The 18,636-nt window shown below is 45.3% G+C and carries 30 protein-coding genes; 26 read left to right on the plus strand and 4 right to left on the minus strand.

Features of this window, described 5'->3' with window-relative positions; translation table 11 throughout:
- Positions 1-97: 97 nt before the first annotated feature.
- Both JQC93_RS01300 and JQC93_RS01305 read left to right on the plus strand, forming a co-directional pair.
- Entirely contained in the window at positions 98-754 is a 657-nt protein-coding gene (locus tag JQC93_RS01300) for a Qnr family pentapeptide repeat protein (RefSeq protein ID WP_205156666.1), read from the plus strand.
- A 228-nt stretch (positions 755-982) separates the two neighbouring features.
- The gene (locus tag JQC93_RS01305) at positions 983-1,465 is read left to right on the plus strand and encodes a YehS family protein (RefSeq protein WP_205156667.1); all 483 of its coding nucleotides are present in this window, start codon (positions 983-985) and stop codon (positions 1,463-1,465) included.
- Between the two features lie 260 nt (positions 1,466-1,725).
- On the opposite strand, the gene JQC93_RS01310 is transcribed toward JQC93_RS01305, so the two are convergent.
- A complete protein-coding gene (locus tag JQC93_RS01310; protein ID WP_205157350.1) occupies positions 1,726-2,127 on the minus strand; it encodes a YkgJ family cysteine cluster protein in 402 nt (133 codons plus the stop codon).
- A 99-nt stretch (positions 2,128-2,226) separates the two neighbouring features.
- On the minus strand, positions 2,227-2,619 hold the full coding sequence (locus JQC93_RS01315) for a hypothetical protein (RefSeq protein ID WP_205156668.1): 393 nt from the start codon (positions 2,617-2,619) through the stop codon (positions 2,227-2,229).
- A 150-nt stretch (positions 2,620-2,769) separates the two neighbouring features.
- Here JQC93_RS01315 and JQC93_RS01320 point away from each other — a divergent pair, with 150 nt between their 5' ends.
- The 5 genes from JQC93_RS01320 to JQC93_RS01340 all read left to right on the plus strand — a co-directional run bounded on the left by JQC93_RS01320 (position 2,770) and on the right by JQC93_RS01340 (position 5,417).
- Positions 2,770-3,189: a GNAT family N-acetyltransferase gene (locus JQC93_RS01320; protein WP_205156669.1), complete on the plus strand. Its 420-nt coding sequence runs from the start codon at positions 2,770-2,772 to the stop codon at positions 3,187-3,189.
- Between the two features lie 84 nt (positions 3,190-3,273).
- Positions 3,274-3,618, plus strand: coding sequence for a hypothetical protein (locus JQC93_RS01325; protein ID WP_205156670.1), 345 nt, complete (start codon positions 3,274-3,276; stop codon positions 3,616-3,618).
- Between the two features lie 96 nt (positions 3,619-3,714).
- Complete coding sequence (locus tag JQC93_RS01330) at positions 3,715-4,173, plus strand: GNAT family N-acetyltransferase (RefSeq protein WP_205156671.1); 459 nt, start codon at positions 3,715-3,717, stop codon at positions 4,171-4,173.
- 119 nt (positions 4,174-4,292) lie between these two features.
- Positions 4,293-5,075, plus strand: a complete 783-nt coding sequence (locus JQC93_RS01335; RefSeq protein WP_205156672.1) for a phosphotransferase family protein — start codon at positions 4,293-4,295, stop codon at positions 5,073-5,075.
- Positions 5,076-5,168: 93 nt separating this feature from the next.
- Entirely contained in the window at positions 5,169-5,417 is a 249-nt protein-coding gene (locus JQC93_RS01340; RefSeq protein WP_084888675.1) for a DUF3297 family protein, read from the plus strand.
- 137 nt (positions 5,418-5,554) lie between these two features.
- Here the strand turns inward: JQC93_RS01340 and JQC93_RS01345 are convergent, their stop codons facing one another.
- Together JQC93_RS01345 and JQC93_RS01350 are read right to left on the minus strand one after the other, a co-directional pair.
- A complete protein-coding gene (locus JQC93_RS01345; RefSeq protein ID WP_205156673.1) occupies positions 5,555-6,061 on the minus strand; it encodes an SRPBCC family protein in 507 nt (168 codons plus the stop codon).
- A gap of 48 nt (positions 6,062-6,109) precedes the next feature.
- Positions 6,110-6,757, minus strand: coding sequence for a TetR/AcrR family transcriptional regulator (locus JQC93_RS01350; RefSeq protein ID WP_205156674.1), 648 nt, complete (start codon positions 6,755-6,757; stop codon positions 6,110-6,112).
- Positions 6,758-7,091: 334 nt separating this feature from the next.
- Here JQC93_RS01350 and JQC93_RS01355 point away from each other — a divergent pair, with 334 nt between their 5' ends.
- The 19 genes from JQC93_RS01355 (at position 7,092) to JQC93_RS01445 (ending at position 18,616) form a co-directional block, all read left to right on the plus strand.
- Positions 7,092-7,592 carry a DUF5946 family protein gene (locus tag JQC93_RS01355; RefSeq protein ID WP_268980135.1) on the plus strand — a complete coding sequence of 167 codons (501 nt, stop codon included), beginning with the start codon at positions 7,092-7,094 and terminating at the stop codon, positions 7,590-7,592.
- A 145-nt stretch (positions 7,593-7,737) separates the two neighbouring features.
- Complete coding sequence (locus tag JQC93_RS01360; RefSeq protein ID WP_205156676.1) at positions 7,738-8,151, plus strand: VOC family protein; 414 nt, start codon at positions 7,738-7,740, stop codon at positions 8,149-8,151.
- Positions 8,152-8,318: 167 nt separating this feature from the next.
- Positions 8,319-8,699 (plus strand): hypothetical protein, encoded by a 381-nt coding sequence (locus tag JQC93_RS01365; protein WP_236009217.1) that lies wholly within the window; start codon positions 8,319-8,321, stop codon positions 8,697-8,699.
- A gap of 81 nt (positions 8,700-8,780) precedes the next feature.
- Complete coding sequence (locus JQC93_RS01370; RefSeq protein ID WP_205156677.1) at positions 8,781-9,161, plus strand: VOC family protein; 381 nt, start codon at positions 8,781-8,783, stop codon at positions 9,159-9,161.
- A gap of 196 nt (positions 9,162-9,357) precedes the next feature.
- Positions 9,358-9,783 carry a hypothetical protein gene (locus JQC93_RS01375; protein ID WP_205156678.1) on the plus strand — a complete coding sequence of 142 codons (426 nt, stop codon included), beginning with the start codon at positions 9,358-9,360 and terminating at the stop codon, positions 9,781-9,783.
- Positions 9,784-9,894: 111 nt separating this feature from the next.
- Positions 9,895-10,464 carry a chloramphenicol phosphotransferase CPT family protein gene (locus JQC93_RS01380; RefSeq protein ID WP_205156679.1) on the plus strand — a complete coding sequence of 190 codons (570 nt, stop codon included), beginning with the start codon at positions 9,895-9,897 and terminating at the stop codon, positions 10,462-10,464.
- A 39-nt stretch (positions 10,465-10,503) separates the two neighbouring features.
- Positions 10,504-10,971 carry a GNAT family N-acetyltransferase gene (locus JQC93_RS01385; RefSeq protein WP_205156680.1) on the plus strand — a complete coding sequence of 156 codons (468 nt, stop codon included), beginning with the start codon at positions 10,504-10,506 and terminating at the stop codon, positions 10,969-10,971.
- Between the two features lie 337 nt (positions 10,972-11,308).
- Positions 11,309-11,914: a class I SAM-dependent methyltransferase gene (locus JQC93_RS01390; protein ID WP_205156681.1), complete on the plus strand. Its 606-nt coding sequence runs from the start codon at positions 11,309-11,311 to the stop codon at positions 11,912-11,914.
- Positions 11,915-12,082: 168 nt separating this feature from the next.
- Positions 12,083-13,237, plus strand: coding sequence for a BamA/TamA family outer membrane protein (locus JQC93_RS01395; protein WP_236009218.1), 1,155 nt, complete (start codon positions 12,083-12,085; stop codon positions 13,235-13,237).
- 199 nt (positions 13,238-13,436) lie between these two features.
- Positions 13,437-13,898, plus strand: a complete 462-nt coding sequence (locus tag JQC93_RS01400) for an AAC(3)-I family aminoglycoside N-acetyltransferase (protein WP_205156682.1) — start codon at positions 13,437-13,439, stop codon at positions 13,896-13,898.
- A gap of 24 nt (positions 13,899-13,922) precedes the next feature.
- Positions 13,923-14,240: a VOC family protein gene (locus tag JQC93_RS01405; protein ID WP_205156683.1), complete on the plus strand. Its 318-nt coding sequence runs from the start codon at positions 13,923-13,925 to the stop codon at positions 14,238-14,240.
- Between the two features lie 151 nt (positions 14,241-14,391).
- Positions 14,392-14,928, plus strand: a complete 537-nt coding sequence (locus JQC93_RS01410) for a ClbS/DfsB family four-helix bundle protein (RefSeq protein WP_205156684.1) — start codon at positions 14,392-14,394, stop codon at positions 14,926-14,928.
- 35 nt (positions 14,929-14,963) lie between these two features.
- The gene (locus JQC93_RS01415) at positions 14,964-15,425 is read left to right on the plus strand and encodes a GNAT family N-acetyltransferase (protein WP_205156685.1); all 462 of its coding nucleotides are present in this window, start codon (positions 14,964-14,966) and stop codon (positions 15,423-15,425) included.
- 27 nt (positions 15,426-15,452) lie between these two features.
- Positions 15,453-16,028, plus strand: a complete 576-nt coding sequence (locus tag JQC93_RS01420) for a DJ-1/PfpI family protein (protein WP_205156686.1) — start codon at positions 15,453-15,455, stop codon at positions 16,026-16,028.
- A gap of 7 nt (positions 16,029-16,035) precedes the next feature.
- Positions 16,036-16,557 carry a GNAT family N-acetyltransferase gene (locus JQC93_RS01425; protein ID WP_205156687.1) on the plus strand — a complete coding sequence of 174 codons (522 nt, stop codon included), beginning with the start codon at positions 16,036-16,038 and terminating at the stop codon, positions 16,555-16,557.
- Between the two features lie 10 nt (positions 16,558-16,567).
- Positions 16,568-17,197, plus strand: a complete 630-nt coding sequence (locus JQC93_RS01430) for a DUF1349 domain-containing protein (RefSeq protein ID WP_205156688.1) — start codon at positions 16,568-16,570, stop codon at positions 17,195-17,197.
- Positions 17,198-17,221: 24 nt separating this feature from the next.
- Positions 17,222-17,761 (plus strand): hydrolase, encoded by a 540-nt coding sequence (locus JQC93_RS01435; protein WP_205156689.1) that lies wholly within the window; start codon positions 17,222-17,224, stop codon positions 17,759-17,761.
- 85 nt (positions 17,762-17,846) lie between these two features.
- Complete coding sequence (locus JQC93_RS01440; protein ID WP_205156690.1) at positions 17,847-18,167, plus strand: DUF2834 domain-containing protein; 321 nt, start codon at positions 17,847-17,849, stop codon at positions 18,165-18,167.
- Positions 18,164-18,616: a GNAT family N-acetyltransferase gene (locus tag JQC93_RS01445; protein ID WP_205156691.1), complete on the plus strand. Its 453-nt coding sequence runs from the start codon at positions 18,164-18,166 to the stop codon at positions 18,614-18,616. The genes JQC93_RS01440 and JQC93_RS01445 overlap by 4 nt, the downstream gene beginning before the upstream one ends.
- Positions 18,617-18,636 lie beyond the last annotated feature (20 nt).

Raw genomic sequence — 18,636 nt, forward strand, 5'->3', positions numbered from 1 at the left:
AGCGATTTTAACTTGTTGTTTTTATTGATTTTGTTTTTCTTGTGAAGTTAACACTACGTGGTAATCTTCAGCGCATTAGAATGATGAGGAACTCGCAATGGAAAAAACAGAACAGTCGTACGAGCACATGGACTTTTCTAGGCAGGATTTAAATGGCAGCGTATTTTCAAAATGCACTTTTGTCCGCTGTAACTTTAGCCGCGCAAACTTAAGAGACGTTCAGTTTGTAGATTGCACCTTCCTCGAACAAGGCAATTTAGACGGCTGTGACTTTTCTTACGCTGATCTACGCGATGCATCGTTCAAGCGTTGTCGACTTTCTTTGGCCACATTTAATGGTGCCAACCGCTTTGGTATTGAGATGAGAGAGTGCGATCTCAAAGGAGCTAGCTTTATACAAACCAGTTTCGTGAATCAGGTGTCCAACAAAATGTACTTTTGTTCGGCTTACATTACCGGCTGTAATTTGTCGTACGCAAACTTCGAAAAGCAGGTGATTGAAAAGTGCGATCTATTCGAAAATAGATGGATTGGAGCCAATTTAAGTGGCGCATCGTTTAAAGAATCCGATCTGAGCCGCGGTGTTTTTTCTGAAGAGTGTTGGTCGCAGTTTACTGTGCGCGGATGCGATTTGAGTCACTCAGAGCTTTATGGCTTAGATCCAAGAAGGGTCGATCTTACTGGGGTGAAGATTTGTGCATGGCAACAAGAGCAGTTGTTGGAGCCGTTAGGGCTTATTGTGGTACCTGATTGATTGGCGTGCGGCTCAACGTAACTACGTTGGAGAAGATCGACTTAGTGCATTGAAAAGACTTAAGCGAAAGGCTTCACAGAAAAGCGGCACCGAAGCGCCAGAGTCCACGTGTTCTCTGGGTAGTGGCTGGATAGTATTAATAGGGGTTGAGGCGTAACTCTGCTAAAATCAACGTCTCTCCAGTGATCGTTCTGATTATGCTGGGTTTACCTAAGACTAGGATCTATTTTGACCAATAATGATATTTTGCGTCGTGTACGTTACACCTTTGATTTTAAAGATAATGAAGTCATCGAAATCTTCGCTCTGGCCGATGTGAGCGTTAATGCCGAACAAGTGACCAGCTGGCTTAAGAAAGATGAAGATGATGCCTTTATTACGCTGACCGATACAGAATTGGCCACATTTTTAAATGGATTGATTAATCTTAAGCGCGGAAAGCGCGATGGTGAACAACCAACGCCGGAAGATAAGTTAAATAACAATATGGTGTTCCAGAAGCTGCGTATTGCCCTTAACTTAAAGGCCGAAGATATTCTAGAGATCTTAGATTTGGTTGATTTTCGTTTGAGTAAACACGAGCTGAGCGCATTTTTCCGCAAGCCTGGTAATAAGCATTATCGCGAATGCAAAGATCAAATCTTGCGTAATTTCTTATTGGGTGTTCAGCGCCAGCTGCGTCCCAACTCTGCCGAGATGGATTCAGAATAAACCTGAATATGCAGTAAATACTAAATGGTGAATAAAACGCCCAAAGCAGTGTGCTTTGGGCGTTTTTGTTTGCGTTGGTTCGGCTTAGTCATACCAACCAAAGCAATTAACTGGTCATTCTTGCTTGTTAAAATAGCTAATAGCTGCGTTAAAGATTTTGTAGGTAGAACAACTATCTACGGCAATCTTTGCCTTGCTCTTAGCGATTTTACCGGCGCAATTTTCTGTCCAGTCAATTACTTCGATTGGTGTAAATAGCGCTATGAGTGGCTAGTAGGGCGGCTGTTGCTCATTAATTTGTCTAATGTCTTTTGAGCTTTTGTTGGGTTATTTAGGTCTACAACCTCAATCATTTCACACTCATCACGCACCATTTCGTCAATCAAACTTGGGTAGTGGCGACAATCTTCTGGCCTGTCGAGGTAGATGCTGCAGGTGTATTTGTCTTTTTCGTCTGGCCGAGCTTTAGCAGCAAGCTCTAAGAATGGGCAGCGGCGCAGAGGCTCTTTGGTGTTAGGGTCGTGCCAAATTTTACCGTTGTGGACATAGTCAAAAATATCGGGGTTAAACAGCTCCCAAAGGTCAATTTCTTCCTGTGTGGCTGCGAGATCGCCGTCGCCATATTTAATGCAGCATTTACCGCACTGGTTACACTCTTTCATGGCCTCAATTAGGGTTAGGGAGAGTGGGACGAGTGTATCACCGAACACTCGGATCCGTTTCATCATAATTTCAACGAGAGTGAAAGCCGCTTACAGGCGTTACTTATAATGCTCAGGCAAATAAGCATGACCTTGCAGATCAGATAAGTAGTTCAGAGCGTCTATAACCCGAATCGGTGTGAGCAACGTGTCTTTATCACAGCTATCTAGTTCAAACGATAAATAGAGTTGGTTTGCTTCGAGTTTGAGAAACAGATTTCCTTGTGGCGCTCTTTCTTGCTCAAGTGCAAACACCCCGATGGCCAGAAAGTGTGAGCTGCTTTTGTTTGCGGTGGCGTAGATATCGCTTTTGAGCTTATGCGCGAGTGATAAAAAATCGAGCAACAAGTTGATTTGTTCATCCGAGACGTCATCAAGGGCCGTTATATGAGGCTGTTTGCAGTAACGCTCTAAATAGACCATCATTTCTTCAATTTCATTATCAAATAGCATATTTCGATTGCCTAGCCACGGGCTGTTGATGTCTTGGTTAGCGATTGTGCCTGTTGGGGAGTGACATCACAAGCGCTTAGAGTGGAAGTGAAGTGTTTACTGTTACTGTCGGTGTGGTGGGCAAATTAACATAGTTCAATTTAGGAGAAAATGGACATCGAATCGATAAATAGACGGCCCATAGGACTAGAAGAGCTAGTTCGTGAAAGCGAGTTAGAAGGCTTTCGTTTTTTAACTCGACTAAGCAATGAGTTAGACAGTAACGGTAAAGCTTTTGATCAACAGGGCGAAACGCTGATGGTGGTTCGAGATGCCGATCGCCTAATAGCGATTGGTGGCATTAGCAATTACGATGGCGTTGCCCGTTTGCGTCGCTTTTATGTGAAAAAAGCGTATCGCAAGTCAGGCGTAGGGACATTACTGCTGCAAAATTTAGAAATGTTTGCGTCTCAATACTTTTCTCGTATTACCTTATTTACTGACACAGCGAGCGCGAGTAAATTTTATGAAGCGCGAGGCTACACTCCGGCTGCGGAATCTCGAGTGAGTCATCAAAAAATTATTAAGTGAATAGGGCGTATCATGTAAGCCTAAACGTTAATGTATGAAAATGTTTGGCAGGGCGCGTCAGCAATAAAGAAGCAAGGAAAACCGATGACCAGTATTTCAGATCAGCTGTTTCGTTCATTAGGCACTCACGCACTAAAAGAGCTTTCAATGTCGTCAAACTCTATTGCGTTGGTCGTTGCGCCATGGAGTGACCTTGAAAATGAAGCTACTGCGGTGTTCGATGACGTGCAGGTTGAGTATTTTGATACCATTTTCGATTCGACAGCAGACAGCACCGATTTAGCCCTGCCTTGGGACATCATTCGATTTGATGTGAGCGATCGCGGCAATGATAGGTGGCAATTTGGCTTGTGTTGCAGCGACGTTCATTTGGGCTTTTCTGCAAATGCACCCAAAATTACCTTCGTTAAGCCATCGAGTCATCTGTAGGTAGTTGTCAAAGTTCGAGCTCGTAAAAGGTTTTAAATTGCGATGCTTATAAAGAGATGATTTTAAGCAGTTGGTTATAAAGAAACGGAAGGGAAAATGTACAAAATAGTCAATGTGCATCAGTACGCTAAGGGCTTTGCTGAGTGTGCACAGTATATTCACTCTAAGTGGGGATCTGAGGATAACTACGCTTATTTTGAAGATGCAATGCGCCATTCGGACAGACACGAACAGTCGGTACCTCAGTTTTATGTGCTTGTGCATGACGAGCGCATTGTAGGGTGCTTTGGGGTGATCATTAATGACTTCATTAGCCGTCACGACCTCTACCCATGGCTAAGTTCGGTGTTTGTTGAACCCGAGCATCGCGGGCAAAGACTGAGTCAAACGATGTTTGATCATGCGTATCGTGTGGTCAAAAAAATGGGGTATTCGACGTTGTATCTCACTACAGATCATGACGGTCTTTATGAAAAGTTTGGTTGGCAACGAATCGAAGATGGCTTTGAACCTTCGGGAGAGAAGACTCGAATTTACTGTAAAGAGATTGCTTAGGTTTATTAGCTAGTTACAAGGGTTATTGGGAATCCTTATTACCGCTGTGATCCTTGCGTACTCAATAACCGCGTTAAGCAAAAACGCATTGAACAAAAATGCCACCAAGGATAGATGTAATGGAGTCTAAAGACCTTTCTCAAATGGGCAGAGCATCGGTTAAACTGGCCGAGCATGAAGGACGGCCTTGCGTCATAAAAAATAACGCAGCCATTACGGAGGTTGCTTTCTATAAGCATACAGCGCCACGACTGAATGAGGTTGGTGTGGTCGTTCCCGAAGTTTATGAGATAAATGGAAATACCCTAGTACTTGAGTATGTACCTCATGCCGTTTCTGTTGACGAGCTTTCTCGCTCTCCCCAAACCTTCGCTCAGCTTGCAGCAATACACGAATATAGCGAGCCAGCTACTCATAATATGCATTGCCATCATTGGCCGCTTAACGCGTCTTTGCGTGCCTTAGCATCGCTTAATCTCCCACAAGAATCACTGGATGCTTTTGAGCATATTTTCGCCGCGAAACACCTACTTTTTAATCACCAATCGGCTATTTCCGGTGACAGCAATGCTGGTAACTGGGCACGTAGGGCCAATGGGCAATATGTGCAGTTTGATTGGGAGAGATTTGGTTATGGCTGTCCAACCATCGATCTAGCACCCTTGGTTAAAGGTATGGGCACATTGGACGATTTTGAACGAGTGATCGCTCATTACGCTAGGTTTGGCCACGCTAATTTACCTGCTAATCCACTGCGCAATCTTATCGTGGCTAAAACGTGGATCGTGGTTGAAGTTATTAACCTGCTCGAGTTACGAAATAAACCTCAAAAAAACACCTATATAGAGTGGTACAACAAGGTACTACCTAGCTGGTTAAACAAAATGGCTCACGCTTTATAGCGTCCGAATCGTGGTTCACGCGATGAAGTGGGTTGAGTCGGCCACTGGACTTGTCTAGAATGCGGGCTCACTCTACAAATTTAGGTCAAAACAATGAGCGACTCTAACACTAAGCCAGCACTTCCAGATCACCTATCAGGTAACCCACGCAGCCCTCACCACGTGGCAGAATGCTTTGAACATCCAATCGGTATTCGTCTTGATGGTAAAGAGCGTACAGACGTGGAAGAGTACTGCATCAGTGAAGGTTGGGTGAAGATCCCTTCACCAAAAGCGAAAGACCGTTGGGGTCAACCAATGTTGATCAAACTAAAAGGTGCTGTTGAGGCTTATTACAAGTAAGCCACTCACCAACAAAGTGATACGAGATAGAGCGCGCTTCGCTCTGTCTCGACACTTTTTAGCTTCTCATTATTAATGACAACACTCGTTCTTTGAGGTGTTTTTTACTACCCTGCAATCAAGTTGCGATTATTGCTTTAGGCTGCGGTTAGCCGCTCTAACGTGTTGTCAGTAGGCAGTGCGTCGCCAATGACTTCCCCTGATGCTGTATAACAAGCCAGTCCACTCATCACTTTTTCAAACGCGCCTTTCATTATCGGCCGCATCACAAAATGCCCTAGTAACCACCCTAATGGTCCCGCTTTTACCAAGAAATCGGTCGACATTGTGATTTCGCAAGACGTATCACTTAATGGGATAACCGAAATGTCTGAATACATATATTTTAGCGGGAACGAATAGTCCGACAGCTCCATGCGATAGCCCTCTCCATCGTTGTACTCGATGATCGTTTCGATCAAGCTCGAACCGTCCGCAAATCTGCACTGACGCTGTGCGCCAAGCCCTGTGTGAGTTTCGCCGATGATCGATGACGATTGAATGGTTGGCGCGTAATGTTCAATTCCACCAAAGTCGTCGAGTATTTTCCAAACTGCCGAAGCCGAAAGGTTGAATGTCATGGCTTTCTCAATGTGCTGTTTCATAGGTAAATCCTTTTTTGCCAGCGAGTGTCAAACAGTAGACAGTACGACTTAGCCTACGCGTAGCCCTTTAACAATGATGCAAATAGAGTTAAAGAGGTCGTTGTTAAAATCGGGTTTTAGCATTTTGAATTCATCCAAGGCATAGACACTGTCTAAGACCGCATTGCGCGTGGCCCCTGCCCAATAATTGGATGTGGCTGCAAAGCTTAGAGATAAGAATTGAAAAGCCTTGTCACCCTGTATGTCGGGATAAATTCGCGCTATGTCGAGTGTGAGCATGTAAAGCAGCTCTTTCGAACGACGCTTAAAGACGGTTAACTGTTCAAGTGAACTGTTGCGCTCTAAAGCAGTGAACAGCAGTGGAATGAGGTCTAAAAACTCGGGGTGAGCGAGATAGGCGTCCACCCAAAGTTGGGAAAATGTTTCTGTGGGAGAGTCGACCTCTAGTTTTTGTAAACGTGTTTGGGTGTCCGAAAACCAAACTTCAAACAGATCTTGAAATATGCCCAAAAAAATCTCTTCTTTAGAGCTGAAATAGCGGTACATATTTGATTTGGTAAATCCGGCTTGAGCAGCGATACCGTTAAAGCTAACGCCATCGTACCCATGAGCCTTAAACAGTGTGTAGGCAGCGTCGTAAATCGCAGCTTTTCTTTCATTCCGCTTGTCGTCTGTTCTTGCTCGTTTCCAACTCATACCGTTAAGTGCCCACTGGTCTCTTATTGGCTTAAAGATTAAGAGACCGATGGTCTCTTGTCAAGGAAAGGTACAAACTTTAGACAATAAACTTTGTGGTGCTGTCTATAAAGCCATATTAATCATTAGCTTAAGCATGGGCGATGGGTGGAGATATAATTTGAGCCTTGTTTCGTAAAGATTATTGAGAGAAGATCATCCTTCGCGGCTAAGTGTTTCATTGGCGAGTAACCTGCACGGCTCTAGGCAAAATACTTGAAAACTGATGCTTATCCGTACGGCAAGGACGCTGCAAAAAGTACCGCAATGGCGATGATGGAATAGGAATGGAACGATGCGAGATATCCCTTGTTTTAGTTGCAAAGGTTTATACCCAGATAGGGACGGGCCTACGCACGCCTATATGAGTTCATCGCCAGGTTGCTGGGCCGTTTACGGTGATGTATTGGCGAAAGAATACAGTGATAGACAATACTTTGATGTGCATCGGTTAACGGTCGATGCCTATGCTGTGCAGCATCCGGGCGGGCAGGATAGACAAAGTGTCCAGTCGGTTGGCGTACACCTAATTAGGCTGTGCTTGTTCCTAGAGCACAATCTAACCCCCGAGCAAGCAAACGCGGCGATGTTGGAAGCGGGAAAAAACAAACACAGTTTTACCTACTTAGTACCACCGGCCAATCTGGGCGACATTACGGCCGCGGATGTGGCTAAAGCAACGTCCCCTAGTGAGCATAAACAGCGCGTAATAGCGTGGGCAAAGTGTGTTTGGCAGGCATGGAGTGAGCATCATTCAACCATTAGACAGTGGTTGCCAGAAAAATACGCCAGGTAGTTTCACAAGTAGACAGTCCATTTGCCTGTGTGCTGAGCAAACATGGTGTGGTGCTAAAACGGGTAAACGCAATCGGAGATATTTTCACAAGGCCACAAGGCCACAAGGCTTGTGTACACTCACTATTTAATCTGGGGAAATCCTAATGTCTGATCCTATTTCACAACACATCGGCAGCATTGCGCTGGTGGTCGAAGATTATGATGACGCTATCGAGTTCTATACGCAAAAACTGGCGTTTACCTTGGTGGAGGATACCGATCTTGGTGACGGAAAACGTTGGGTACTCGTCTCCCCTCCAAACTCCAATGGCACCCACTTGTTGCTGGCCAAAGCGAGTAATACTGCGCAGGCTAATGCAGTAGGAAACCAAACCGGCGGGCGTGTATTTTTGTTTTTGCACACCAACGACTTTTGGCGAGATTATCGTCAAATGGAAGCCAATGGCGTGGTGTTTAATGAAGAGCCAAGGGTTGAACCTTATGGAACCGTTGTGGTTTTTCAGGATCTCTATGGAACCAAATGGGATCTGCTACAACTCAACTCAGCCTCTAATTAGCTGCCTATCCTCCTATGTTATGCGTTGAAAATATTCAGTGCTTTAAAGTACCGAAAAGCGCTTCTGTTGGCATTTAAACAGCGCCTTTTAGATTCATCGTCTATGGTTTAAGTCGAGACTTTACTTCAGTGTTTAACGTCAGGTTAACTCAACAAGCGGGAGACGATATGGCAAGAATAATGACATTGTGCATGGTAGTTTTGCTATCCTTTGGGTGTGGTACTAGCGATACCGCGTTGAGGGAAGGTGGCCATGGCGACTCGTACATTATGGGGTTTCACGATGGTCGTCATAGTGGCATGCAGGAAACGGGTAATCACTACGAGCAATTTATCAAAGATGAGCAGCGCTTTGCTACCGACCAAGAGTATCAGCAAGGTTGGTTGGCTGGGGAAGCTGAAGGTAAAAAGCTTCAATCTCAAGCGGCTACAGTAGGTCAAGGCTTAGCCAGCGGTTACTCAGCTCACAGTGCTACGCAAAGCACAGACGATGTTGCCAAAGAAGCGGTTAAAGGCGTGGATACTTCAGGCTTAGAGGCGTTGGAGTAGGACACCACTTCAGTGATGTAGCGTTTTAGTGTCTGTCCGATTTAAGGCTCTGCCTCGTACTCAGCTAGCACAGGATTTTATATGAAAGTGACTATCAGCATCGATGTATCCAATCTAGACATAGCCGAAACGTTCTATGTTCAAGCACTAGGATGCACTCTGACTCGACCGCAAAAAAACGGCATGAGCGTCGTCTCGGTCGAAAACTGCGCGATCTACTTACAGCTTAAAGGCGAGGGCAGTAAGGCAACGCCTAGCGGTGATATTGCGCGAAATTACCAACGTCATTGGACGCCGGTTCATTTGGACTTTCTTACCGAAGACGTCGACAGTGTGGTTAAAAAAATTCTGCAGCTGGGTGGGCAACACGAAGGTGGCGAACGCGGTGACTGGGGCGCTATTGCTTACTGCGTCGATCCTTTTGGCAACGGGTTTTGTGTGCTGCATGAAAAACTAGTGTGATCTCTAGCGATGATGGGATCCATCATAACCGAGTTAGGTACGGTGTGGTTTGCAGATACTATGTGGTTGTAGACTTAAAGGTATTTATGATTAGGTCTTAATCTAACTTTAAATCAATAACTTAAAAGTTTTGTCTTCTGCCAGTCATTCGCGATTCATGACTGATGTGGATGCAAATGACCCACTAGGAATCTCAATGAAAAATACATCACTACTATTAGCCCTACTTGCCATAACCACTAGCACCGCCATGGCGAACAATCTCAGCGATGAAAAAATTGAATTTGAACACGACATGGCAGGCCTTTCTAGCGAAGTGGCCGAAGAAGTGTTTGCGCAAGTAGAAGTTTCCCCAAGCTTTGAAGAAGTGGAATACCAAAGCTACATCGTTGAACACTACAATAAAATATACGTGACTCGTCATGAAGCAAAAGAGCTTGGCTTAGAAAGAGTGGCCAAATTTCATGTGTTTGACAAAACGACCTTAGATAAAGTCAGCGATGAAATTAAAGTGCGCATTGAGAAAGAGCAACCAGACTATTTTTCGGTTGATCTATTTCGCGAGTTTCACAGCGATACCCACACATTTCGTTACTTTGCCCGTGTGATTGAATACAAATAAAGACTGCTTAAGCACCAAAGAGTTAAATAACCTGCTGACTAGCAGGTTTTTTTCGTTGTGGCAAAAAACGTGTATTCTTTGAGCAAATGGATACGCGTTAGACTTTCGAATATGGACATCATCATACTAAACGGAGCAAGTAGCTCAGGGAAAAGCTCGCTGGCTAAAGAACTACAAAACCAGTTATCTCAACCTTACTTACACATCGGCATCGATACGTTTATAGCCATGATGCCGGACAAATGTAACGCCCTTGATGGCTCAAAGCGTATCAGTGATGGCTTTTACTGGGCATCGACAAGGCAAGATGAGCAACCAATGCTCACCATACAGCGCGGCGCTTATGGCCATAAAATCAATCAACTTTATCGCTCAACGGTGAAGCATTTTGCCGATACTGGTTTTAACGTCATTGTCGATGACGTCATGAATGGTCAGCAAGAGCAGGCTCAATGGCAACAAGCGCTTGAGGATCACCAAGTGACGTATGTTGGCGTGTTTTGTGATGAAGACGTTTTGAATGAGCGCGAAAAAAACCGCGAAGATCGTCAATGCGGAACCGCCATAGAACAAGCGCGGCGAGTCCATGTTGGCGTTGGTTATGATGTTACTGTCGATACATCTCAATCAAGCGCTAACGAGTGCGCCCACCGTATTGTATTGTCGATGCAACAGGTTTAAATTTTAGTTGCAGTGCATTCGTTACTATAAGAGCCAAAAATGATCACCCTATCCAAACTAACACAGTCCGATATTACGCCACTAAAGGCTGTCCAGCTTGCACCTGAGCAGGTAAAGTTTGCCGCAACGGCGGAGGAGTTTTTGGCCGATACGGTCGATACCACACACTTACACGTTATCAAGTGGCAGGGGGATGTGGTGGGCTTTTTTAAGCTCGATGTCGCTTACGCTGAATACTATGAATTCTGTCCATCGGATGGGGTGGGACTGCGAAGCTTCGCGCTGGATTCGCGCCAACAAGGAAAAGGGATAGGGACAAAAAGCGTAGTGGCGCTGATTAGCTATTTACGCAGCCAATATTCACACTACCGGTATGTGTACTTGACCGTGAATTGTCAAAATCCGGCAGCGATTTCCTGTTACTTAAACGCCGGCTTTGAAGACACGTTAGAGCTATACCACGGCGGAGCAGCAGGGCCACAGCACATTATGCGTAAACAGTTGTAGAGTATTGATTGGAACGATCACTGATTAGTTGGCTAAGATTTACATTGTAAAGAAGGGCTTAATTACAGGGCAAGATCATGAACGTTTTGTGAGCTCAATTTGGTGTGTGACTGGAGCAAACCTACACGGCATGGACGCCGTGGTGGAGCCATCAGGGATGATCTCACGGCGCTTTGCGGCAGTCATACACCAAATTGTGCGGTTTTTGCATACTCATGCGCTCGCCCTGGGCTTAGATACGTGCTGTGATACGTGCTGTTTATCGTCAAGCTGATAAAATAGTCCACATAAGTACCCAAATCAATTCAGCTACTTTTGATTCGCAAGGATGTGCAACATGAACCCAAAACAGATTGGCCAAGCTTACGATCAAATTACAGGTTTGTGGGAGAAGCCTGAATTTAATCTAAACAATGGCATAGATGCGCATGTCAAAGCGATTGAGCTTACCCAGTCACGTGGGTTGGCGTTGGATATTGGCTGTGGGTTAACTGGACGATTTATACACCTGTTGAAGCAACAAGGTTTTACGCCAAGCGGTCTGGATGTGTCGAAGAAAATGCTGGATATTGCTCGACATCGGATGCCAGAAATCTCATTTATTGAAGCGGATATCTGCACTTATTCCATGCAAGAAGAGTACGACTTTATTAGCGCATGGGACAGCATTTGGCATATTCCGTTAAGTGAGCAAAAAGCGGTACTGACAAAGATTGTGGATAGCCTAAATCCTAATGGAGTGTTTATTTTGTCTTTTGGTGGAGTAGATGAAGCAGGCGATCACGTTGATGACTTTATGGGGCCACAAGTCTATTACTCCTCCTTGGGTACAAGCGGTTTTTTGTCGCTGTTTATTGAATTGAACTGCCAAATAAAGCATTTGGAATTTGATCAATACCCAGAGCTTCATGCTTATATGATTGTACAAAAGCAGGCAGTGTGAATCTCTACAGATCCTAATGCACCCCCAGCTATGGTTGGCTGTCACCAGGCCGTTGATTTAACCAAGCCGTTTACTTCACCAACCTATTAAATATCCTAATACTTACTCATTGGGATGTTTCTAATTGTAAGATTATATTTCGATCTCGCGTACTAATGAGATCAGACTATGCTTAATAAAATCAAAACACATCGGCCCTTGCAAGCCTATGTGCTATTGCTCGGGATTGTGTTACCTCTTATTTCGAATGCCGGTGCATTAGACCAATTTATCGACCCTGCCGATGGAAAGCTCGATGCCAGCCAATACATTTTAGATAATGCCACAGGTTTTTTACCTGTACCGGTTGTTGTGACCGATCCCGCGGTGGGTATTGGCGGTGGTGCGGCGCTGCTGTTTTTCCATGAGTCGGACGATCGTAAACAAAAACGTAAAGCGGGAGAAGAAGTGGCGGATATCCCAGCCAGCGTTTCGGGCTTAGTCGGCATTGCTACCAACAACGGCACCAAAATCTACGGTGGGTTTCATTCTGGAAACTGGAAGAATGACAATATTCGATATCTTGGTGGCTTGTTTGGCGCAGAAATTAACATGAACTTCTATGCAGACAACAATCCCATTAAGTTCGAATCTAAAGCTATGCACCTCTTTCAAGACATTGATTTTCGTCTTGGAAACTCTAACTTTTTTGCTGGTGCGAGTTATACATTCACAGATTCAGACACGGCTTTCGATATTTCGTCGATAATCTCTGGATTAGGCCCGACTCCAGCGGTTGAAGTACGCGACGGCGCATTGGCGTTAAAGCTCACTTATGACAGTAGAAATAACCAGTTTTCGCCAACAACGGGCACCAAAGCGGGCGTTAAAGCATCTGCCCACTCGAAGGCTTTTGGCTCGCAAAGCGAGTATAAACTGTGGCACGCGTTCGCCCAACATCACCTTCGCCTTGCCAGTAAATGGGGTCTCGGCTTACGTGCCGACGCAAAGTCATTAGATGGCGACAAATATAGCCCCTTTTATGCCGCGCCCTCTATAGATATGCGTGGTATCGCAATGATGCGCTATCAGGGTGATAACACCGGCGTACTAGAGGCTGAATTGAGTTATGACATTGATGACCGCTGGACAGTGCTAGGGTTTGCAGGTGCGGGCACAGCGTTTAACCATGACCAACAGTTGTCCAATGCAAAAGTTTATAACATGCAAGGTGCAGGTTTCCGCTATCTTGTCGCTCGCCAATTAGGTTTGACCACGGGGATAGATATTGCGGTAGGTCCAGAAGAAACGACCACGTACATTCAGTTTGGAGGGGCGTGGTAAGAGGCTGTCCGTGTGTGATTATGGGCCAAAGGGCTAGTGCTAGTTATGGGGCTCGCCAACCGCGCGAGTGATTATATTGTGCTAGCTTATAGTGATGTTGCATTGAAGAGCAGTATCAACGTGGTAACGCTACTAATTCGTGCTTCGTGTATTGCCCTTATCATTAACATATTGTTTTTCCAACGTTAAAGGAGAAGCCATGGCCATCAATTATGTTCAACTTAACGGAGATCACCTTGAGTGGATGAAGCAGCTTATGGATTGCTTTGGAACCGTTTTTGAAGAACCGGAGAATTACGGCCACAAACGACCCACGGACGCTTATTTAACAGAGCGATTGAATGATCCGTCATTTATCGCACTGGTGGCGTTAGAGGGTGATCAAGTGGTGGCAGGGCTGGTGGCCTATGAGCTGAAAAAGTTCGAGCAGGCTCGCAGTGAAGTGTACATCTACGATCTGGGGGTATATGAACGCTTTCGAAGACAAGGGATCGCAACCGGACTGATTAACGCATTGAAGCCTATCGCAAAGAACATGGGCGCTTGGGTGATTTTTGTGCAAGCTGATTATGTCGATGAACCTGCTATAAAGCTTTATGACTCTTTGGGTGAGAAAGAAGAAGTACTGCATTTTGATATCCCTGTTCAATGGAAGCCATAACCAGAAATCCGGAGACTCTGATTCATGAAATTTAACCATTTAGGGATCCCTACCACCGAGCGTTTTGAGGGTGAAATCGATCTTCCACACCTAAAAATGACCGTATCGGATCATCAAAGTAACCCTTATGGGATCCAGTGGCAGCGATATTGGGATGATGCACCCTATCCCGAATTGGTTAAATCCGTGCCGCACGTTGCCTTTGAAGTTGAGGATCTCCACGCCGAATTGCAGGGCAAAAACGTGATTATTAAGCCAAACTCACCCAGTGAAGGGCTGATTGTGGCATTTATTGAAGTTGATGGTGCCCCTGTTGAGTTGATGCAGTATTTGAAATCCTAAATCATCGTTGCCGATAAACAGTATTTGGTTGCCCTAAATCAGTAAGCTTGGTTGTTTTTTGTACTACTCTGGCAGCCATAAGGTGGCGGTGCGATGAACAGGCGGACACTTTTCTGAGCCGTCTGTGCGCATGATGATGAGGAGTATCACTATGGCCAGGCCAAAGACTAAGCAAGAACTGATAGAACAATCGCAGGTTAACTTCGATAAGCTTTGGCAAGTTATCGATAGTATGTCAACGCGAGCGCTAGAGACGGAGTTCGATTTTGACTCTGACCCCAAAAAGAAAGAAGCTCACTGGCAAAGAGACAAAAACCTTCGCGATATACTTATCCATCTCTATGAGTGGCATCAACTGTTACTTAACTGGGTCAATGGTAATTTGTGTGGAAAAAACACCCCTTTCTTACCCCCTCCATACAATTGGAAAACCTATGGAGAGTTGAATATTCAATTTTGGGATAAGCATCAGTCGACTCAATTGCAACAAGCTAAAAAGATGCTTAGGCAAAGTCATGCAGAGGCCCTAGATCTTGTTACGACGTTTAGCAATGACGAGCTCTTCACCAAACAGTTTTATGACTGGACAGGCACTACAACCCTAGGCAGTTACTGTGTGTCTGCATTACCGAGCCATTATGATTGGGCAACGAAGAAATTGCGTGCGCACATTAAACAGGTATCCTAACGTTGCAATGAATCTTTTTTGAAGAGCCTTTTACTTTGAACGTTAAGCCGTATACCACAGAGTATCAGTCCCAATGTTTGGCGATATTTGACAGTAATGTTGGGGTCTATTTTGACCCATCAGAGCGTAACGATTTTGTCGCTTATCTAGAAGATGCAAATGCAGTGCAACACTACTTTGTGTTTGAGGAGCAAGGAACCGTTGTAGCCTGTGGTGGGTATTTCGCCAATCAAAACACAGGCTCTCTGGCTTGGGGAATGGTACATCGCCTCTACCATAGGCGAGGATTTGGCGCTGAGATAACTGATTTTCGCATGGCGCAGATCAAACGTATTTCCAGCATAGACAGGATTAAGATTGAAACGTCACAACTTACGCAAGGCTTTTATGCCAAGCGAGGTTTTGAGGTAACAGACATTGTTGAAAATGGATATGGCCAAGGCATTGATTATGTGTCGATGACATTCCATTGTGGTGATTATCAAACCAGCGAATAACTGAACAGCCAAGCGTAAGGAGACGCGATGAACATAGGGATATATATCTACGATGATGCAGAGGTGCTCGACTTTTCAGGTCCATTTGAAGTATTTAGCACCGCCAAGCGTCTAGCCTCTAATCACTGGAATGTCTTTTTAGTTGCTGAGCACAATGAGCCCGTTGTTGCCAGAGGTGGTTATCAAGTGCTCCCTCACTATAGTATGTCGAACCATCCTGAGATTGATCTACTGGTTGTGGTTGGTGGCGTTCATACCGCCGAGCTTGAGAAGCCAGCAGTGATCGATTGGATTGCACGAGTCGACAAGCAGGCTACTCATGTCATTTCTGTTTGTACCGGAGCCTTTTTGTTGGCTAAGGCTGGGGTTATTGATGGTAAAGCTGTGACAACCCATTGGGAAGATATTGGCGATTTGCGAGATGGCTTTCCTCAATTAGAGGTCGTTGAGGGTAGGCGCTGGGTCGATACTGGAAAGTACGTGACCAGCGGCGGAATATCAGCGGGCATCGATATGAGTTTGCATATGGTCTCGCGTTTAACTAACTATCTATTTGCTCAATCGGTGGCTCGTCAAATGGATTACCAATGGCAACAAAGGTAGCGCCCAGATGATTAAGTTCTCTACCGAGCGGCTTATGATCACAGAGCTCAGTCGCGCCGATCTGCAAAAGCCGTTTATGGACTCTCTGTGTGTGCGGATCCCAACTCTATTAACCGCAAAAGTTGTCGAAAATCTGCCACCCTATTTTCACAATATTGCGAGTCGGCAAGATGCGCGCCAGTGGTTAGAGATTTTGCTCGCAGAGAGTGTGCTGCTTATGGTTGAGTCGAGAGACAGTGAAGAGGTGGTTGGTTTTTTGTTTGCGTCTCCTTGTGATGACGGTGCGCATATCGGTTATTTACTTGCTGAGTCGCACTGGGGCAAGGGGTTGGCCAGCGAATTACTGCTAGCGTTTATGGCACACTCTTCTCAGCTAGGGCAGTGGCACGCTTTGATTGGTGGGGTAGATCAAAGTAATGTGGCATCGATAAAACTGCTGGAGAAGTTGGGATTTGTTGCAATGCCGCACGATAGGCAGCAGTCCGTTGTATTTTATCAATACCTGTTACTCCCCAACTCTGGAAATTAAAGGAAAAAGTATGGTCGATTTTACACGGGGTAGTTGGGTGCACCCTCCAAAAAACAGTACAGTGACCGAAGACAGTATCGAGATCATTACCGAACCTGGCACCGACTTTTGGCAACGGTCTTATTATGGCTTTCGCAACGATAACGCACCGGCTTTGCAGCTCGAGAGTAACGAAAACTTCACCTTTACTACAAAAGTCGATTTTGATTATCAAACACGGTTTGATCAATGTGGATTGATCATCTATTTAGACAGTGAAAACTGGTTTAAAGCCTCTATAGAATTTGAAAATGAGCACTTCTCTCGATTAGGAAGCGTTGTCACTAACTTGGGTTACTCAGACTGGGCAACAACCGACATTCCACTGCCTAAGTGCATGTGGTATCGCTTGAGTCGTCGCGGTCCAGACTTTTTAATCGAATCGTCGATAGACGGTAAAACCTTCAATCAGATGCGAATATTTCATCTGCACGCATTGGGGCAAACCAGTGAAGCGATGGGAAAAAGTAACCCACCTCTGCCGGCACAATCGCCCGTTCAGTTTGGTGTCTACGCGTGCAGTCCGTTGGATTCGTCTTTCAGCGCTCGATTTAGTGAGTTGAGTTTGCAGCCTTGTTCGTGGATGGCGCACCAAGCTTAATTGTTAAGCGTCAAAGGAGTGACCATGCTAGACCCAGATAACACAGGACTGATTGTCGTAGACGTTCAAGGCAAGCTTGCGCGACTGGTTGACAACAGCGACGAGTTAATCGTACGCTGCGCAGCATTGATCGATGGCGCTAAAGTACTGGGATTACCTGTCGTGTGGTTAGAGCAAAATCCCGATAAACTTGGCCAAACCGTCGAAGAGTTGCACCAGCGCTTGTCGGGTTCACCGCCGATTACAAAGTTCGGTTTTAATGCGTGTGAAGAGCCCCTGTTTATTAAACAGATTGAATTGAGCCAAAAAACATCATGGCTTATTTGTGGCATCGAGGCGCATATTTGCGTGTACCAGACCGCACTTGGGCTGATGGAAAACAAGTACGATGTGCATGTTGTTAGTGACTGCGTTTCGTCTCGCAGCGAAGAGAATAAGCGCCTGGCTATTCACACGCTAAGCGCTAGGGGCATATCGATTACTGGATTAGAAATGTGCTTGTATGAACTTGTTCAAGACTGCCGTTCACCAGCGTTTAGGCCGATTCTTTCATTGATCAAATAGTCTTGGTTTTGCTTTTTCTCTACAACATTGGTCATTTTTGAAGCTTGCCACTACCCTTGGTTGAGAAGAGTCTGTGGGAGCAAACATGAAAACCTTATACTTGATTTTGGCAATAGTGGGTGCAGTGATCCCGTACCTATTTATTATGGACTTTATTCAAGCGGAAGGGGTAAACCTACCTTTGTTTCTGCGTTCCTTGTTTGTTAACGGTGCTGCTGGTGGGTTTAGCGCTGATTTATTGGTGACCTCCTGTGTGTTTTGGATCTATATGTTCAATGAGAAGCGTCGTGCGAAAGCGCCGAGTCCGGCACTATTCATCATTATCAATCTCACTGTTGGATTAAGTTGCGCATTCCCCGCGTACTTGTACGCAAGAGAAAAAATGATGAGTGAATTAAGGCGATGAAGATTATTCCTGCGACCGAGCACGACATCCCAGAAATAAACACAGTGATCACTGACGCAAAGCGCAGCTGGGGTTACAGTGATGCGATGATGGCGTTGTGGTTGCCAGATCTACTTATTGATCCTTCTGCTTTAACGGTTAGACATTTTTGGGTTGCTGTAGAGCGTCAGCAGATAGTGGGTGTGGTGTCGTTGTCTGCTAGCAAACCGTTCAGCTTTGAGTTAGAAGACTGTTGGGTGTCGCCGTCTTGCCAAGGAATGGGCGTTGGGCGCAAGTTAATGGACTTTGTCCTGCTATGGTCTAAGCAACATAACGGGAAGAAGTTAACGATTGTCGCCGATCCAAATGCTTTAGGGTTCTATGAAAAAATGGGCGCTAGACAGATCGCGACAAAAGCGTCTATTCCATCTGGACGACTGTTGCCTGTTTTACAGCTAGAGATAAAATAGGCACGACTGAGAAAAAGGGA

This window comes from Vibrio ulleungensis (assembly GCF_016900875.1).
GTDB classification, from domain to species: Bacteria; Pseudomonadota; Gammaproteobacteria; order Enterobacterales; family Vibrionaceae; genus Vibrio; species Vibrio ulleungensis.

Coding starts and splice junctions, on each gene's coding strand:
- JQC93_RS01300 (WP_205156666.1), top strand. CDS start 98: ATGGAAAAAACAGAACAGTCGTACGAGCACATGGACTTTTCTAGGCAG.
- JQC93_RS01310 (WP_205157350.1), bottom strand. CDS start 2,127: ATGAAAGAGTGTAACCAGTGCGGTAAATGCTGCATTAAATATGGCGAC.
- JQC93_RS01315 (WP_205156668.1), bottom strand. CDS start 2,619: ATGCTATTTGATAATGAAATTGAAGAAATGATGGTCTATTTAGAGCGT.
- JQC93_RS01320 (WP_205156669.1), top strand. CDS start 2,770: ATGGACATCGAATCGATAAATAGACGGCCCATAGGACTAGAAGAGCTA.
- JQC93_RS01325 (WP_205156670.1), top strand. CDS start 3,274: ATGACCAGTATTTCAGATCAGCTGTTTCGTTCATTAGGCACTCACGCA.
- JQC93_RS01330 (WP_205156671.1), top strand. CDS start 3,715: ATGTACAAAATAGTCAATGTGCATCAGTACGCTAAGGGCTTTGCTGAG.
- JQC93_RS01335 (WP_205156672.1), top strand. CDS start 4,293: ATGGAGTCTAAAGACCTTTCTCAAATGGGCAGAGCATCGGTTAAACTG.
- JQC93_RS01340 (WP_084888675.1), top strand. CDS start 5,169: ATGAGCGACTCTAACACTAAGCCAGCACTTCCAGATCACCTATCAGGT.
- JQC93_RS01345 (WP_205156673.1), bottom strand. CDS start 6,061: ATGAAACAGCACATTGAGAAAGCCATGACATTCAACCTTTCGGCTTCG.
- JQC93_RS01350 (WP_205156674.1), bottom strand. CDS start 6,757: ATGAGTTGGAAACGAGCAAGAACAGACGACAAGCGGAATGAAAGAAAA.
- JQC93_RS01355 (WP_268980135.1), top strand. CDS start 7,092: ATGCGAGATATCCCTTGTTTTAGTTGCAAAGGTTTATACCCAGATAGG.
- JQC93_RS01360 (WP_205156676.1), top strand. CDS start 7,738: ATGTCTGATCCTATTTCACAACACATCGGCAGCATTGCGCTGGTGGTC.
- JQC93_RS01365 (WP_236009217.1), top strand. CDS start 8,319: ATGGCAAGAATAATGACATTGTGCATGGTAGTTTTGCTATCCTTTGGG.
- JQC93_RS01370 (WP_205156677.1), top strand. CDS start 8,781: ATGAAAGTGACTATCAGCATCGATGTATCCAATCTAGACATAGCCGAA.
- JQC93_RS01375 (WP_205156678.1), top strand. CDS start 9,358: ATGAAAAATACATCACTACTATTAGCCCTACTTGCCATAACCACTAGC.
- JQC93_RS01380 (WP_205156679.1), top strand. CDS start 9,895: ATGGACATCATCATACTAAACGGAGCAAGTAGCTCAGGGAAAAGCTCG.
- JQC93_RS01385 (WP_205156680.1), top strand. CDS start 10,504: ATGATCACCCTATCCAAACTAACACAGTCCGATATTACGCCACTAAAG.
- JQC93_RS01390 (WP_205156681.1), top strand. CDS start 11,309: ATGAACCCAAAACAGATTGGCCAAGCTTACGATCAAATTACAGGTTTG.
- JQC93_RS01395 (WP_236009218.1), top strand. CDS start 12,083: ATGCTTAATAAAATCAAAACACATCGGCCCTTGCAAGCCTATGTGCTA.
- JQC93_RS01400 (WP_205156682.1), top strand. CDS start 13,437: ATGGCCATCAATTATGTTCAACTTAACGGAGATCACCTTGAGTGGATG.
- JQC93_RS01405 (WP_205156683.1), top strand. CDS start 13,923: ATGAAATTTAACCATTTAGGGATCCCTACCACCGAGCGTTTTGAGGGT.
- JQC93_RS01410 (WP_205156684.1), top strand. CDS start 14,392: ATGGCCAGGCCAAAGACTAAGCAAGAACTGATAGAACAATCGCAGGTT.
- JQC93_RS01420 (WP_205156686.1), top strand. CDS start 15,453: ATGAACATAGGGATATATATCTACGATGATGCAGAGGTGCTCGACTTT.
- JQC93_RS01425 (WP_205156687.1), top strand. CDS start 16,036: ATGATTAAGTTCTCTACCGAGCGGCTTATGATCACAGAGCTCAGTCGC.
- JQC93_RS01430 (WP_205156688.1), top strand. CDS start 16,568: ATGGTCGATTTTACACGGGGTAGTTGGGTGCACCCTCCAAAAAACAGT.
- JQC93_RS01435 (WP_205156689.1), top strand. CDS start 17,222: ATGCTAGACCCAGATAACACAGGACTGATTGTCGTAGACGTTCAAGGC.
- JQC93_RS01440 (WP_205156690.1), top strand. CDS start 17,847: ATGAAAACCTTATACTTGATTTTGGCAATAGTGGGTGCAGTGATCCCG.
- JQC93_RS01445 (WP_205156691.1), top strand. CDS start 18,164: ATGAAGATTATTCCTGCGACCGAGCACGACATCCCAGAAATAAACACA.